The sequence below is a fragment of the Pseudomonas sp. SBB6 genome, from assembly GCF_024213215.1.
In the GTDB taxonomy this organism is placed as follows: Bacteria; Pseudomonadota; Gammaproteobacteria; order Pseudomonadales; family Pseudomonadaceae; genus Aquipseudomonas; species Aquipseudomonas donghuensis.
Genome location: NZ_JANAVH010000007.1, coordinates 145,809 through 161,867, shown reverse-complemented (window position 1 = coordinate 161,867; position 16,059 = coordinate 145,809). Strand labels below are relative to the sequence as shown.

At 63.3% G+C, this 16,059-nt stretch carries 13 protein-coding genes; 2 read left to right on the top strand and 11 right to left on the bottom strand.

The window, feature by feature from the left end; genetic code table 11:
• Positions 1-38: 38 nt before the first annotated feature.
• From NLX68_RS15860 to NLX68_RS15840, 5 genes are all read right to left on the bottom strand, one after another.
• On the bottom strand, positions 39-245 hold the full coding sequence (locus tag NLX68_RS15860) for a hypothetical protein (protein ID WP_254284746.1): 207 nt from the start codon (positions 243-245) through the stop codon (positions 39-41).
• Between the two features lie 98 nt (positions 246-343).
• Positions 344-1,672, bottom strand: a complete 1,329-nt coding sequence (locus NLX68_RS15855) for an OprD family porin (RefSeq protein WP_254284745.1) — start codon at positions 1,670-1,672, stop codon at positions 344-346.
• Between the two features lie 100 nt (positions 1,673-1,772).
• The gene (locus NLX68_RS15850) at positions 1,773-4,934 is read right to left on the bottom strand and encodes a CusA/CzcA family heavy metal efflux RND transporter (RefSeq protein ID WP_254284744.1); all 3,162 of its coding nucleotides are present in this window, start codon (positions 4,932-4,934) and stop codon (positions 1,773-1,775) included.
• Positions 4,935-4,947: 13 nt separating this feature from the next.
• A complete protein-coding gene (locus tag NLX68_RS15845) occupies positions 4,948-6,162 on the bottom strand; it encodes an efflux RND transporter periplasmic adaptor subunit (protein WP_254284743.1) in 1,215 nt (404 codons plus the stop codon).
• Positions 6,163-6,199: 37 nt separating this feature from the next.
• Complete coding sequence (locus NLX68_RS15840) at positions 6,200-7,453, bottom strand: TolC family protein (RefSeq protein WP_254284742.1); 1,254 nt, start codon at positions 7,451-7,453, stop codon at positions 6,200-6,202.
• 204 nt (positions 7,454-7,657) lie between these two features.
• On the opposite strand from NLX68_RS15840, the gene NLX68_RS15835 reads away from it, so the two are divergent.
• Positions 7,658-8,332 carry a heavy metal response regulator transcription factor gene (locus NLX68_RS15835; RefSeq protein ID WP_254284741.1) on the top strand — a complete coding sequence of 225 codons (675 nt, stop codon included), beginning with the start codon at positions 7,658-7,660 and terminating at the stop codon, positions 8,330-8,332.
• Positions 8,329-9,720: a heavy metal sensor histidine kinase gene (locus NLX68_RS15830; protein WP_254284740.1), complete on the top strand. Its 1,392-nt coding sequence runs from the start codon at positions 8,329-8,331 to the stop codon at positions 9,718-9,720. The genes NLX68_RS15835 and NLX68_RS15830 overlap by 4 nt, the downstream gene beginning before the upstream one ends.
• A 139-nt stretch (positions 9,721-9,859) precedes the next feature.
• On the opposite strand, the gene pdxJ is transcribed toward NLX68_RS15830, so the two are convergent.
• The 6 genes from pdxJ to lepA all read right to left on the bottom strand — a co-directional run bounded on the left by pdxJ (position 9,860) and on the right by lepA (position 15,882).
• Positions 9,860-10,603, bottom strand: coding sequence for a pyridoxine 5'-phosphate synthase (gene pdxJ / locus NLX68_RS15825; protein ID WP_254284739.1), 744 nt, complete (start codon positions 10,601-10,603; stop codon positions 9,860-9,862).
• A 45-nt stretch (positions 10,604-10,648) separates the two neighbouring features.
• Complete coding sequence (gene recO / locus NLX68_RS15820; RefSeq protein ID WP_010220979.1) at positions 10,649-11,332, bottom strand: DNA repair protein RecO; 684 nt, start codon at positions 11,330-11,332, stop codon at positions 10,649-10,651.
• Between the two features lie 57 nt (positions 11,333-11,389).
• Positions 11,390-12,292, bottom strand: coding sequence for a GTPase Era (gene era, locus NLX68_RS15815; RefSeq protein ID WP_254284738.1), 903 nt, complete (start codon positions 12,290-12,292; stop codon positions 11,390-11,392).
• Positions 12,285-12,974, bottom strand: a complete 690-nt coding sequence (gene rnc / locus NLX68_RS15810) for a ribonuclease III (protein WP_010220977.1) — start codon at positions 12,972-12,974, stop codon at positions 12,285-12,287. Before rnc ends, era begins: the two co-directional genes overlap by 8 nt.
• Before the next feature lie 248 nt (positions 12,975-13,222).
• The gene (gene lepB, locus NLX68_RS15805; protein WP_010220976.1) at positions 13,223-14,077 is read right to left on the bottom strand and encodes a signal peptidase I; all 855 of its coding nucleotides are present in this window, start codon (positions 14,075-14,077) and stop codon (positions 13,223-13,225) included.
• A 5-nt stretch (positions 14,078-14,082) separates the two neighbouring features.
• The gene (lepA, locus tag NLX68_RS15800) at positions 14,083-15,882 is read right to left on the bottom strand and encodes a translation elongation factor 4 (RefSeq protein ID WP_026001187.1); all 1,800 of its coding nucleotides are present in this window, start codon (positions 15,880-15,882) and stop codon (positions 14,083-14,085) included.
• Between the last annotated feature and the right edge of the window lie 177 nt (positions 15,883-16,059).

The window sequence follows — 16,059 nt, the reverse complement described above, 5'->3', positions numbered from 1 at the left end:
TTTTCCAAAGGAGCGGGGAGCTTCCAAGGTGAATGGAGCTACTCCTTGGCGACCTGCTTGGTCGCCGTGTCACGCTTTTGCGAGTCGGACGCGACCAGCGCCTGGTCCTTCTTGCCGTGAATCTGTTCCTGGCTGAGGCGGAAGTTTTCCCAGAATTGCTTCGAACGCTCCGCTCCGCCTTCAGCCAGCGCCGCGCTGCTGCCCAGGGCCAATACAGCCATCAGCACATACTTGTTCAGGCTCATGTTGCTCACCTCGTGATTGAATTTCAGGACAGTTCAATCTTACGCAGGGCAAGCTAACGCCAAGGTGAGCCGCACATTACAGTGCTGCAAGATTCGCCCTACAGCAGGGTCAGCGGATACTCGACAATCAGGCGTACTTCATCGAGGTCCGATTCGAAGGCCGAGGCCCGGGTCGTGGCCTGACGCACGCGCAGCGACAAGTCCTTGAGGCTGCCGGACTGCACCACGTACTTCGCTTCGATATCGCGCTCCCAACGCTTCTGCCCGGTCAGCGGATTGCCCTCGGCATCGCGGCGCATGTACACGCCGTTGGCATCGGAGTAATCGATGCCGCTGCCACGTCCGTAACGGCTCATGAACGACAGGCCCGGCACGCCATAGGCGGCCATGTCGAGGTCATAGCGCAACATCCACGAGCGCTCTTTCGGCGAGTTGAAGTCGCTGTACTGGATCGAGTTGTCGAGGTAGATCGAGTCGGACTGGCGCAGGTAATCGAAATCGTTGTCGCCCTGGTTGCGCTGGTGCGACAGGGCCAGGGTATGGGCGCCATAGCTCACGCCGACGCGGGCACTCCAGATATCGTTGTCGAACTTGCCCAGCAGTTGCTGGCCTTCATCCTTGGCCTTGTAGTAGTTGAAGCTGGTGAAGCCGGTCAGGTCGTCGGTGATCGGGTACTTGTAGCTGATACCGGCGTAGTACTGATCCCAGGCATCCTTCAGACGGCTGCTGTAGAGGCTCAGGCTGAGGTTGTCGCTGGCCTGGTAATCGCCACCGAAGTAGCCCAGCCAGGGCGAATCGACGGGGCCGGCGTAAAAGGTCACGAAGCCGTCGCGGTTGTTGCTCGACAACGGCTGGCTCATGGCGTGCAAACGCCCGCCCTGGACTTTCAGGCCTGCCAGGCTGGTGTTCTCCAGGGTCCAGCCGGTGAAACTTTCCGGCAACAGGCGCGAGTCGCCGAAGTGCACCACCGGGGTGGTCGGGAACACGTCACCAAACTTGAGCTCGGTATCGAACAGGCGCGCCTTGATCGCACCGCCCAGCTTGCTGAAGTTGCTGGCGGTATCGCCATTGCGGTCCACCGGCAACATGTCGAACGAACTGCGCCCGCCGCTGCGGCCATCGCCGCTGTCGAGCTTGAGCGCGAGCATGGCGTGGGCGTCCAGGCCAAAACCGACCGTGCCCTCGGTATAGCCCGACTCGAAGCGGGCGATAAAGGCCTGGGCCCAGGCTTCGGCGTAGCCCGCCTTGCCGGTGGGCGACTGTTCGCCTTTACGGTAGTCGCGGTTGAAATAGAAGTTACGGCTGAGCACCGTCAGGCTGCTGTCTTCGATAAAACCCCCGCCCTCGGGCTGGCTGACGGCACTGGCGGTCGCACAACTGGCCAGGGCCAGGGCGCCGGTCAAACAGGCTGTGGATTTGTTCCCCATCTTCAACTCCTGATTTTTCGCAGAAATACGCAAGGCGCCCGCAATGCGGGCGCCATGGGTATCCTGACAAGGGCTGAATAACCCGAAGATGAGCGGCGAATTACAGTTTCGTCACCTCGGATACGACCTCCTCCTCGTCTTTGCGGTGAGCCCAGTAATACAGCGCGGGCAATACCAGCAGGGTCAACGCCGTTGATGAAAGGATGCCGCCAATCACCACGGTAGCCAGCGGCCGCTGCACTTCGGCGCCGGTGCCGGTGGCCAGGGCCATGGGGATAAAGCCAAGGGAGGCCACCAACGCGGTCATCAACACCGGCCGCAAGCGCGTCAGTGCACCTTCGTCGATGGCCTGATGCAGCGAACGCCCCTGCTCGCGCAGGCCGCGGATAAAGGCAATCATCACCAGGCCGTTGAGTACCGCGACCCCGGACAAGGCAATAAACCCCACGCCCGCCGAGATCGACAGGGGGATATCCCGCAACCACAGGGCAACCACCCCGCCAGTCAGGGCGAAAGGAATACCGGTGAACACCAGCAACCCGTCCTTGAGGTTGTTGAACATCATGAACAGCAGGCCAAAGACCAGCAGCAAGGCCACCGGCACCACCACCTGCAGGCGCTGCGCCGCCGACTGCAACTGCTCGAACTGGCCGCCCCAGCGGGTCCAGTAACCGGCCGGAATGCTCACCTGGCTATCGATGCGCGCCGCCGCCTCGTCAACGAACGAACCGATATCGCGGCCGCGCACGTTGGCGCTGACCACCACCAGGCGCTTGCCGTCCTCACGGCTGACCTGGTTGGGCCCCTGCACCAGCTCAAGGCTGGCGACATCGGCGAGGGTAATAAAGCCGATCTGGCCGCCGCTGCCCGTGCTGGCCGGTACCGGAACCAGCAGTTGCGACAAGCCGTCGATGTCGGTCCGAAGGTTATCGGACAAGCGCACGACCATGTCGAAACGCCGATCGCCTTCATACAGGGTTCCGGCCTGGCGCCCACCCACGGCCACGGCAATGGTGTCCTGCACGTCGCCAACGTTGAGGCCATAACGCGCCGCCTTGTCCCGGTCGACGTCGATGGTCAGCACTGGCAGGCCGGAGGTTTGCTCGACCTTCACTTCCGACGCCCCCGGCACCGCCTGCAAGGTACTGGCGATCTTCGCCGCGGTGCTGTTGAGCACTGCCATGTCATCGCCGAACACCTTCACTGCGACATCACTGCGCACCCCGGAAATCAGCTCGTTGAAGCGCAACTGGATCGGCTGCGACAGCTCATAGTTGCTGCCCGGCACCCGCGCGCTGGCGCGCTGGATATCGGCGATCAGCTGCTCGCGGCTCTTGCTCGGGTCGGGCCATTGATCCTTAGGTTTGAGCATCACATAGCTGTCGGAAATGTTCGGCGGCATCGGGTCCGAAGCGATCTCGGCCGTACCGGTGCGGGCGAACACCCGTTCTACCTCCGGCACCTGGCTGAGCACGCTCTGCTCCAGGCGCTGCTGCAACTGCACCGACTGGCTCAGGCTGGTGCCGGGCACGCGCAGGGCCTGCAGGGCAAAGTCGCCCTCGCTCAGGCTCGGCACGAACTCGCTGCCCATGCGGCTGGCCAGCACGCCCGAAAGCAGCACAGTCATAGCGGCGAGGGCAAAGGCCAGCGGCCGATGGCCCATGACCCATTTGAGCAGCGGCGCATAACCACGCTTGGCGCTGCGCATCAGCAGGTTTTCATCTTCCTTGACCTTGCCGGTCACAAACAACGCGATGGCCGCGGGCACGAAGGTCACCGACAGCAGCATGGCGCCGAGCAAGGCGATCACCACGGTAAACGCCATCGGGTGGAACATCTTGCCCTCGACCCCGCTCAGGGCAAAGATCGGCAGGTACACCACCATGATGATCAACTGGCCGAAAATCAGCGGCCGGCGCGCTTCGCGGGCGGCATTGAACACCTCGTGCAGGCGCTCGGAGCGGGTCAGCAGGCGGCCGTGGTGCTGCTGGGCATGGGCCAGGCGGCGAATGGCGTTTTCGACGATCACCACCGCGCCATCGACGATGATGCCGAAGTCCAGCGCGCCCAGGCTCATCAGGTTGGCACTGACCTTGTTGCTGAACATGCCGGTGAAGGTGAACAGCATCGACAGCGGAATGACCATGGCGGTGATCAGCGCCGCGCGGATGTTGCCAAGGAACAGGAACAGAATGACGATGACCAGGATCGCGCCTTCGATCAGGTTCTTCTTCACCGTGGCAATGGCCTTGTCGACCAGGTTGGTGCGGTCATAAACAGTGACCGCACTCACCCCTTCCGGCAGCGAACGGTTGATCTCCACCAGCTTTTGCGCCACCGCCCGGGATACCGTGCGACTATTCTCGCCGATCAGCATGAACACCGTGCCGAGCACCACTTCGCGGCCGTTCTCGGTCGCCGCGCCGCTGCGCAGTTCACGGCCGATACCGACCTCGGCGACGTTGCGCACGCGGATCGGCGTGCCGTCGACGTTGGCCAGGACGATATTGGCGATGTCATCGATGCCGGCCAGTTGCCCCGGGGCGCGAATCAACAACTGCTCGCCACGGCGCTCAATGTAACCGGCACCGACGTTGGCGTTGTTGCGCTCAAGGGCGGTGAGCAGATCGCTCAGGGTCAGCTTGTAGGACGCCAGCCGTTTGGGGTCCGGGGCAATCTGGTATTCCTTGGCGAAACCACCGATGCTGTTGATCTCCGCCACCCCGCGCACGTTGCGCAGTTGCGGCTTGATGATCCAGTCCTGGATCTCGCGCAGGTCGGTCGGCGTGTAGGGGCTGCCATCGGCCTTGCGCGCATCGTCGGCGGCTTCTACCGTCCACAGGAAGATCTCGCCAAGGCCGGTGGAGATTGGCCCCATGGCCGCTTCAACGCCTTCAGGCAGTTGCTCGCGAGCCTGCTGCAGGCGCTCGTTGACCAGTTGCCGGGCGAAGAACAGGTCGGTGCCTTCCTCGAAGATCACCGTCACCTGCGACAGCCCCGAGCGCGACAGCGAACGGGTCTGCTCCAGCCCCGGCAACCCGGCCATGGCGGTTTCGATGGCGAAGGTGATGCGTTGCTCGGTCTCCAGCGGCGAAAAGCCTGCGGCCTGGGTGTTGATCTGCACCTGGACGTTAGTGATGTCCGGCACGGCATCGATCGGCAGCTTCTGGTAGCTGGCAACCCCCAGCCCGGCCATCAGCAGCACCGCCAGCAGCACCATCAGGCGCTGCTCGATGGCAAATTGTATGAGGCGTTCGAACATGTGAGGTTCCCGGTCAGTGGGCGTGTTCGGCGCTGGCCTTGCCCAGCTCCGACTTGAGGATGAAGCTGCCCTGCGCCGCGACCTGCTGGCCGGCTTGCAGGCCTTTGCGGATCTCGACAAAACCGTTGGCGCTGGCGCCCGGCTCCACCGTTTGGGCGATGAAGCCCTCGGCGCTGCGCACGAACACCGTGGGCTTTTCTTCCAGGGTCTGCAGGGCCTGGTCCGGTACGCTCAGGGCGGCGGTGTACTGCTCGGTGGGCACCTGCACGGCAACGAACAGGCCGGGGCGCCAGGCGCCTCGTGGGTTGTCGAGGGTAACCCGCACGGTGGCGGTACGGGTCTGCTCGCCGAGCAGGCTGCCCACGTGGGTAACCGTGCCGCTGACTTGCTCGCCCAGCTCACTGGCGACAAGGGTCACCGGCATGCCGGCGCGCACCTTGGACAGGTCACGGGGCGCCACGCCGAAGCTCGCCCAGACCCGCGACAGGTCCGAGAGGGTGAAGGCAGCGCTGGTTTCGTTGACCACCTCGCCCGGCACCAGGTGCTTCTCGACGATCTGCCCGGCAAAGGGTGCACGCAACTCATAGCGGTTGCCGCCAGCCAGGACCACGCTGCCGCTCAGGGCGCTGATCTTCTGCCGGGCGTTGGCCTGGGCAATTTCCGCCTCCTGCAGGGCCTGGCGGGCCTGCTGGTAATCCTGCTCGGCGGAAATACCCTCCTGCCACAGGTCCTTCTCGCGCTGGTAGCTGCTGCGCGCCAATTCCAGCCGACGCTGGCTGGCCGCCAGTTCACTGCGCTGCTCGGAGATCTGCGGGCTGGCGATCACCGCCAGCAGGTCACCGGCCTTGACCTGCTGGCCAAGCACCACAGCGACGGACTCGACCACCCCGGCAGCGCGCGGCACCAGGTGCGCGGTACGGTCTTCGTCGAAACGGATCTCGCCCGGCAGCGACAGGCTGCGTTGCAACTGGCGCGGGCCGACGGCAGCCAGCTCGATGCCAGCCAGGTCGATCTGCTCCTGACTGAGGGTCAGCGCACCCTCTTCCTCGTGACCGTCTTCAGTTTTTTCCGACTCGCCATGTTGTTCTTCCTCGTGATCGCCTTCGGCATGGGCGTGAGCGGATGCGGGGGCGGCGGCAACCGGGCCGCCCTGGCGCGCCAGCAGCACGCCCAGGCCCAGGCCGAGCAGCAGGGCCGCGACCAGCAGCGTGGTGGACTTCTTGTTCATGCAGGTTCCTCAGCAAATAGTCAGGTGAAGGTCGCATTCAACGAGTGGCGAGGCTCAGGTCGCCAAAGATCCGCTCCAGGCGAACCCGCGCCTCGCTGCTCTGGGCCTGGGCCTGCAGGTATTGCAGGCGTGCCGCCACCAGGGTGCGCTGGGCATCGAGGACATCGAGAAAAGCGAACTTGCCGCGCTCGAAGCCACGGGTGGCGGCATCCAGCGCCTGCTGCGCCGAGGGCAGGATCGAGCGTTCGAAGGTCTGTACTTCCTGGGCCGCCGTGCTCCACTGGGTCAGGGCCTGGACCACTTCGCTGCGCAGGCGCAGTTCGGCGCCATTGCGCTGATCGCGGGCCTGGTCGGCGCGCCGGGCGGCGGCGAGGACGTTGCCCTGGTTGCGGTCGAACAAGGGAATCGGGACCGACAGGCCGACCACATTGATGCGCTCACGGTCGGTTTCGCTGTACTGGCTGCCAACGCTGACGGTCAGGTCGGGGATGCGCTGGCTGCGGGCCAGGCCCAGGGCCGCTTCGCGCTGGTCGATCTGCAGACGGGCCAGACGCAGATCGGCGGTCTGCTCCAGGCGATCGAGCAACAGCGTGCGGCTTGGAAGAGAGCTGTCAGCGCCCAGGCCGCCGTCGACCCGGCTGAACTGGGCCATTGGCGCGCCGGTCAGCGCTGCCAGTTGCTGGTAGGCAATGGTCAACCTCTGTTCAGCCCGGCCCTGCTCCAGGCGCACCTCGGACAACTGCACCTGGGCACGGGTTGCCTCGACCGGCGAGGCGCTGCCGGCCTTGACCCGGCCTTGCACCACCTGCAGTGCACGCTCGCTCAAGCGCAGTGACTGCTCGGCCAGTTGCAAACCTTCCTGGGCCTGGGCAGCGGCCTGGAAGGCGCCAATGACATCGGCACGCAGCGCGTTGCCCTGGCGCTCCAGTTCCAGCGCCGCAAGCTGCGCATCGCGGTCGGCAACGTCCAGGCGCGCACCGCGTTTGCCGCCCAGCTCGAACAGCTGGCTGACACCGACGGTGGTGGTTTGCGAACCCTTGCGGGTATCTTCCACCTCCCAACTCAGCTCCGGGTTTGGCAACACGCCGGCCTGGCGCCGTTCGCCTGCGGCAATGTCGATGCCCCAGCGCGCAGCGGCAAGCTCGGGGTTGTTGTCGCGGGCCGCCTGCAGGGCCGAATCCAGGGTCAATACGCGCGCTTGCGCCAGGGCCAGCGACGGCAAGGCCAGCAACAGCAGGGCCAGCACTATTCGGCCTGGGCCTGTGCCTGGCCTGTCGAGGGTGCAAAACATGGCGGACTCCTGCGCCTTGATCGGAGCCCGCACTCTAGTAATCGGGGTTTATCGCCAGGATGACTCAAGTATTACAAATCTGTAATCCACGCAAACCGCGCGCCCGGATGGCTTAGTATCCGCCGCTCGATGCACTTCACCGCTTGACCTTGCAGTAACTACAGGGTTGAGAATCAGCGCCTTTCACTACCAACGAGTCACCCCATGCGTCTACTGATTGTCGAGGACGAACTGCGCACTGCCGAATACCTGCAACAGGGCCTGCGCGAAAACGGTTACATCGTCGATTGCGCCCACACCGGTGCCGACGGTCTGCACCTGGCTCGCCAGCAGGCCTATGACCTGGTCATTCTCGACGTCAACCTGCCCGAGCTCGATGGCTGGACCGTACTGCAGCGCCTGCGTGCAGAATCCAGTACGCGGATCATGATGCTTACGGCCCACGGCCGTCTGGCCGATCGGGTCAAGGGCCTGGACCTGGGTGCCGACGACTACCTGCTCAAACCTTTCGAATTCCCCGAACTGCTGGCGCGCATCCGCAGCCTGCTGCGGCGTAACGACCAGGCACTGCAACCGAATACGCTCAAGGTCGCCGACCTCGAGCTGGACCCCAGCCGCCACCGCGCCTACCGCAACGGCCAGCGCATCGACCTGACCGCCAAGGAGTTCGCCCTGCTGCACCTGCTGATGCGCCAGAACGGTGAGGTGCTGTCGCGCACGCAGATCATCTCGCTGGTCTGGGACATGAACTTCGACTGCGACACCAACGTGGTGGAAGTGTCGATCCGCCGCCTGCGGGCGAAAATCGACGACCCGTTCGACGACAAGCTGATCCACACCCTGCGCGGCGTCGGTTATGTGCTTGAGGCCCGCGAATGAAACCTGCGCGCCTGTCGCTGCGCCTGGGCCTGAGCGTCAGCCTGATGGGCGCGGCACTGGTGCTGCTGCTCGCCTGCCTGGCGGTATTTGCCCTCGACCATGAACTGGACAGCCGGGCACGCAAGCACCTGGCCAACAAGATGGTGCAGATCGAACACAGCCTGACGATTGACCTGAAAGCCGCCGACCTGCGCACGCCGGTGCATCCGCTGCTGGATGTGATCATGGGCCACGACAACCTGAGCCTGAGCGTGATTGCCCTGACCGGCCGCCATTCGGCCTTGCTGACCCTGGGCCCGGCCCTGGAAGCCAGCGCCTTGCTGCAGATTGAGAGCGGCCCGCAGCTAAGCTTCAGCCCGTGGCGCGATCAGGATGGCGACCACCTGCTGACCGCTTCGCGGCTGATGCGCCTGCAAGACGGCACCCTGGTGCGGGTGCTGCTGACGGTCAACCGTGCCGACGACCATGCCCTGCTCCAGGCCTATCTGGGCTCGACCCTCTGGGCCTTGCCGCTGCTGCTGTTGCTGATTGGCCTGGGCGCCTGGAAGCTGGTCCAGCGCGGGCTGCTGCCGTTGCGCCGCTTTCGCCGGGTTGCCGAACAGGTCTCGGCGCAAACCCTCAGCCACCGCCTGCCGGAAGCCGGCCTGCCGCAAGAGCTGGGTGACCTGGCGGGCGGTATCAACATCATGCTCGATCGCCTGGACGACGGCGTGCAGCGGCTGTCGCAATTTTCCGACGACCTTGCCCATGAACTGCGCACCCCCATCGGCAACCTGATGGGCAAGGCCCAGGTCACCCTGACCCGCGAGCGCTCCAACGACGAGTACCGCGAAGCGCTGGAGAACAGCATCGAGGAACTGACCCGGCTGAACCGCATCATCAACGACATGCTGTTCCTCGCCCAGGTCAGCCAGGCGCAGGCGCAGGTGCCGCTCAAACCGGTGGTGCTGGCCGACGAGGTACAGCGGGTGTGCGAGCTGTTCGAATGCAATGCCGAGCAAAAGGGCATTACCTTGCATGTGCAGGGCTGGGGCACGGTGATGGGTGAGCGGTTGATGGTGCAGCGGGCGCTGTCCAACTTGCTCAGCAATGCGATCCGACATGGCGATGAGGGGCAGCCGATCAACATTGGCATTGAACGCCGGGACGGTTCGGTGTGGGTGTCGGTGGCCAATCACGGGCCGGGCATTGCCCAGGCGCATTTACCGCATCTGTTCGAACGCTTTTACCGCGTGGGTTCGGGGCGCTCGCGCCTGGAAGGCGGGACGGGGCTGGGGCTGGCGATCGTGCGCTCGATCATGCAGGTGCATGGCGGACGGGTTGAGGTGCACAGCGAACTGCAGGGGGTAACGCGGTTCAGCCTGGTGTTTGCCGATACTACCGAATAAATGGACCTACACCCAATCGTGTGGGAGCTGGCTTGCCAGCGATGAGGCCAGTACAGGCAGCACATCCACTGCCTATTAGGCGACCGCTACGCGCTCGGTCGCTGGCAAGCCAGCTCCCACAGGATTGGCGTCGAATCTGTTAGTGCCGGCTGGCCGCCAGGATCAACGCCTTCATCTCTGCCACCGCCGACTTGAAGCCGACGAACAGCGCATGGGCCACCAGCGCATGGCCGATGTTCAGTTCATTGATGCCCTTGATCGCCGCCACTGCCTCAACGTTGTGGTAATGCAGGCCATGACCGGCATTGACGATCAGCCCCTGGCCCAGGCCAAAGGCTACGCCATCGGCCACGCGCTTGAGCTCTTCGGCCACTTCGCTGGGGGTTTGCGCATCGGCATAACGGCCAGTGTGCAGCTCGATGGCCGGCGCACCGACTCGGCGCGAGGCTTCGATCTGGCGCTCGTCGGCATCGATGAACAAGGACACTTCCGAGCCCAGGCGCGACAGGCGCTCGACCGCGGCCTTGATCCGCGCTTCCTGGCCAGCGACATCCAGGCCACCTTCGGTGGTCAGCTCCTGACGGGTTTCCGGGACCAGGCAGATATGCGCCGGGCGAATGCGTTCGGCGAACGCCATCATTTCTTCGGTGACGCCCATTTCGAAGTTCATGCGCGTCTGCAGCACGTCCTTGAGCAGCAGCACGTCGCGCTCCTGGATGTGCCGGCGGTCTTCGCGCAGGTGCACGGTAATGCCATCGGCACCGGCCTCTTCGGCGTCCAGCGCGGCTTTGACCGGGTCCGGGTAGCGGGTACCACGCGCCTGGCGCAGGGTCGCCACGTGGTCGATGTTCACGCCGAGCAGCATGCGGTTGCTTTGAGTCACGAAGAGGCTCTCCTGAAGATTGAGCCCCACAGCATACGACGTTGTTCAGCGCTTGCGAAACAGTTCGCGACTGACCAGCGGCCGACCGCCCAGATGCACGGCCAGGGCTTGGCGCATCAGGCGCTTGGCCGCGCTCAGGGCGCCAGGAATTTCCCAGTCGGCATCGGCCATGGCCAACAGCTCGGCGCCGTTGAACAGCCCCGGCTGCAACAGGTAGACCCGCTCAAGCCCGGCATCGACCTGCAAGCGGTACAGGCCATCGACCACCAGCGGATCACCGTTGATGTCCTGATCGAGCGCAAAGGCATAGCCCAGCTCGTCCAGCAGGCGCCATTCGAACGCCCTTAGCAGTGGCTCCAACGGCCGTCCCGCCGCCAGGGCCTGTAAGGTCGCCGCATAGTGCTCGAACACCACCGGATGCGGGTCTTCAGCCGGCAGCAGGCGAATCAGCAGCTCGTTGAGGTACAACCCGCTGAACAGCGCATCGCCATGCAGCCAGGCGGCCACGCCGACGCTGTCCAGACGGCCGACATTCTTCAGCTCGCCGCGGCCGCGAAACTCGACTTCCAGGGGGACGAAGGGGCGCACCTGGCTGCCGGCCTTGCCACGGGCACGGCGCATGACGGCGCGCAGGCGCCCTTGCGGGGTGAGGAAATCCACCAGCGCACTGGTTTCACGGTAGGCCCGGCTGTGCAGCACATAGGCCGGTTGGCCAACTGGCAGTTCCATGAGCGGCGCTTCAGAAGAGGTTCGACCCGGCAGCGGACGCTACCGGGCCTGGAGCAATCAGAGGTCGCCGTAGCCCAGCGAACGCAGGGCGCGTTCGTCGTCGGACCAGCCACCCTTGACCTTGACCCAGAGGTTGAGCATGACCTTGGCGTCGAACAGCACTTCCATGTCCTTGCGCGCCTCGGAGCCGATGCGTTTGATCCGCTCGCCCTTGTCGCCAATGATGATCTTCTTCTGGCCGTCACGTTCGACCAGGATCAGCGCATGGATGTGCAGGATCTTGCCCTGCTGCTTGAACTCTTCGATTTCCACGGTGATCTGGTATGGCAGCTCCGCACCGAGCTGACGCATGATCTTCTCGCGCACCAGTTCGGCGGCCAGGAAGCGGCTGCTGCGGTCGGTGATCTGGTCTTCCGGGAAGAAGTGATCGTTTTCCGGCAGGTGCTTGGCGATCAGGCCTTCAAGGGCTTCGAGGTTGTGCCCCTGCTGGGCCGAAATCGGCACGATTTCAGCGTTTGGCAGTTGTGCCTGCAGCCACTGCAGGTGCGGGATCAGGTCGGCTTTCTCTTCGATCCGGTCGGTCTTGTTGATCGCCAGGATCACCGGCCCCTGCACGTACTGCACACGCTCGAGCACCAGTTGGTCTTCGTCGGTCCACTTGGTGCGGTCAACGACGAAGATCACCACGTCGACGTCCTTGAGGGCGGCCGAGGCGGTCTTGTTCATGTAGCGGTTGAGCGCCTTTTCGTTGCTCTTGTGCATGCCCGGGGTATCGACGTAGATCGCCTGGACATCACCTTCGGTCTTGATCCCGAGCATGTTGTGGCGAGTGGTCTGCGGCTTGCGCGAGGTGATCGCGAGCTTTTGCCCGAGGATGTGGTTGAGCAGGGTCGACTTGCCCACGTTCGGGCGGCCGACAATGGCGACATAGCCGCAGCGGGTAGTGTTGGTATCAGTCATTGCCATTCTCCACGCCCAGGGCGATCAGTGCTGCGGCGGCCGCGACTTGCTCGGCGATACGCCGGCTGACGCCTTGCCCTCGGCTTTTTTCAGTCAAAAGGGTCACTTCGCATTCGACGAAAAACGTCCGGCAATGGGGTTCACCTTGAATATCCACCACTTCGTAGCGCGGCAGTTCGCAGGCCCGCGACTGCAAGAATTCCTGCAGACGGGTTTTCGGGTCCTTGTTGGTATCGACCAGGGTCAGGCTTTCGAATTCGCCTGCCAGCCATGCCAGCACCCGCTCGCGGGCGGTTTGCATGTCCGAGTCCAGGTAGATGGCGCCAATCAGCGCCTCCAGGGCATCGGCAAGGATCGACTCGCGGCGGAAACCGCCGCTTTTCAGCTCGCCCGAGCCCAGGCGCAGGTATTCGCCCAGGTCAAAGCCACGGGCCAGTACCGCCAGGGTCTCGCCCTTGACCAGACGCGCCCGCAAGCGCGACAGCTGGCCTTCGCGGGCCTGGGGGAAACGCTCGAACAGCGCTTCACCGGCGACGAAGTTGAGGATCGCATCGCCGAGAAACTCGAGGCGTTCGTTGTTACGCCCGGCAAAACTGCGGTGCGTCAGGGCCAGCAGCATCAGCTCCTGGTTCTTGAAGGTATAACCGAGCTGGCGCTCGAGGCGGCTCAAGGAAACGCTCACAGTGTACCCACGCGCAGTTCGTGGTCGAAATTCAGCCCGCGCGCCAGGGCACCAGGCTCACACTTTACAGCTCGGTACGCCGCCATCGGGGCTACCGTCGGATTTAACGCGTTGTTCAAATCAACATCCTGAAAGACTGTTTGGCTCATGCTCGCTGGCCGCGATGCTCGGTGGAATCGCAAGATCCCTGAACACAGCCTATGCCAGAAACGCATTCGGCGCTGTCCCAGGACAGCGCCGTTGTGGTGTTACTTGATCAACCCGACCCGCGACAGGTTCGGGAAGTGGCTCAGTTTAGGCTCTGGCCAGCTCATCCAGACCGCAAAGGCCTTGCCGACGATGTTCTTGTCCGGAACCATGCCGTGCAGTGCCTTGGGAATGCTGGGGTCATCCCAGTAACGGCTGTCGTTGGAGTTGTCGCGGTTGTCGCCCATCATGAAGTAATGGCCGGCCGGGACTGTCCATTGCTGGTCAGGCGGCATGCGATAGCGGCTCATTTCCTTGCGGATCAGGTGCTCGGCTTCGCCCAGTTTTTCCTTGTACAGCTCGGCGCTGCCCAAGGTCCCAGGCTCAGTGCCGACCAGTTGCTCGGCAATCGCCTGACCGTTGACGGTCAGCTTCTTGTCGCTGGTGTAGCGAATCTGGTCGCCCGGCAGGCCAACCACCCGCTTGATGTAATTGACGTTCGGATCGCTCGGGTAGCGGAACACCATGACATCGCCGCGCTGCGGGTCACCAACCTCGATGACCTTCTTGTCGATCACCGGCAGGCGAATCCCGTAGGAGAACTTGTTCACCAGGATGAAATCGCCCACTTCCAGGGTCGGCTTCATCGACCCCGAAGGGATCTGGAACGGTTCGATCAGGAACGAACGCAGCACCAGGACAATGAACAGCACCGGGAAGAACGATTTACCGTACTCGACCAGCAACGGTTCCTTGTTCAGACGCTCGACCACTGCCATTTCAGGCTGGCTGACGCTGCCCTGATAGTTGGCGATTGCCGAACGCCGGCGCGGGGCCAGGAACAGCAGATCGACCAGGGCCAACAGACCGCAGACGGCAACGGCGATGACAAGCAACAGCGGGAAATTTAGCGACATAGGACCTAACTATCCAACCTGAGCACGGCGAGGAAGGCTTCTTGTGGGATTTCCACGTTGCCGACCTGTTTCATGCGTTTCTTACCGGCCTTCTGCTTCTCCAACAGCTTGCGCTTACGGCTAACGTCGCCACCGTAGCATTTGGCCAGTACGTTCTTTCTGAGCGCCTTGACAGTGGTACGCGCAACAATCTGCCCGCCAATGGCGGCCTGGATTGCCACATCGAACATCTGCCGAGGAATCAGTTCCTTCATCTTCTCGGTCAATGCGCGGCCCTTGTAGTGCGCATTGTCGCGGTGCACGATCAGCGCCAGGGCGTCGACCTTGTCACCGTTGATCAGTACGTCAAGCTTGACCAGGTTAGCCGACTGGTAGCGGTCGAAATGGTAGTCCAGCGAAGCATAACCGCGGCTGGTGGACTTCAGGCGGTCGAAGAAGTCCAGTACCACTTCGTTCATCGGCAGATCGTAGCGTACTTGCACCTGCGAGCCGAGGAACTGCATGTCGCGCTGCACGCCACGCTTCTCGATGCACAGGGTAATGACGTTACCCAGGTGCTCCTGCGGCACCAGGATGGTGGCCGAAACGATCGGCTCACGGAAGTCTTCGACCGAGGACACATCCGGCAGTTTCGACGGGTTGTCGACGTAGATGGTTTCGCCGGTCTTGAGCTTGACCTCGAAGATTACGCTTGGCGCGGTGGTGATCAGGTCCAGGTCGTATTCGCGCTCCAGGCGCTCCTGGATGATCTCCATGTGCAGCATGCCGAGGAAGCCGCAACGGAAGCCGAAGCCCAGGGCGTCGGAGCTTTCCGGCAGGTACTGCAGCGACGAGTCGTTCAGGGTCAGTTTCTGCAATGCATCACGAAAATCTTCGAAATCATCGGAACTGACGGGGAACAGGCCGGCATACACTTGCGGTTGAATACGTTTGAAACCGGGCAGCACCTCGACCTCGGGGGTCGTGCTCAGGGTCAGGGTGTCACCCACCGGCGCACCGTGAATATCCTTGATGCTGGCGATGATGAAGCCTACTTCACCAGCTTTGAGGTCGGCGGTCTGGGTGTGTTTGGGGGTGAACACACCGACGCTGTCGACCAGGTGGATCTTGCCGGTGGACTTGACCAGGATCTTGTCGCCCTTCTTCACCCGGCCGTGACGGACGCGCACCAGGGAGACGACGCCCAGGTAGTTGTCGAACCAGGAGTCGATGATCAGCGCCTGCAGCGGCGCCTCGATGTCACCGGTAGGGGCTGGAATGGTGTGCACCAGGCGCTCGAGCACCTCGTCCACGCCCATGCCGCTCTTGGCGCTGCAGGCCACGGCGTCGGTGGCGTCAATGCCGATGATCTTCTCGATCTCGTCCTTGACCTTGTCCGGGTCGGCCTGGGGCAGGTCCATCTTGTTCAGCACCGGCATGACCTCAAGGCCCTGCTCGATGGCGGTATAGCAGTTGGCGACCGACTGGGCTTCTACGCCCTGGCCGGCATCGACCACCAGCAAGGCACCTTCACAGGCTGCCAGCGAGCGGCTGACTTCGTAGGTGAAGTCAACGTGGCCGGGGGTGTCGATGAAGTTCAGCTGGTAGGTTTTGCCGTCCTGCGCCTTGTAGTGCAGGGTGACGCTGTGGGCTTTGATGGTGATACCGCGCTCACGCTCCAGGTCCATGGAATCGAGTACCTGGGCTTCCATCTCACGCGCAGTCAGGCCACCGCACATCTGAATGAAGCGGTCGGCCAGGGTCGACTTGCCATGGTCAATGTGGGCGATGATGGAGAAATTGCGGATATGACTCAAATCACTCACGGATCAACACTCAAAAAGGCTGCGGGCCGGACGCCCACCGAAAAATAGCCGGGAATTGTACCTGAAGCTTGACGTTGGCGTCACGTGAACTGTGGGCAAGGGAGCTGTGGGAAATGTTTGCGTGCTGGCGACCTGACCCGCAAATGAGCCGGAAAAACCTGTGGGGGCCTGGGGCAG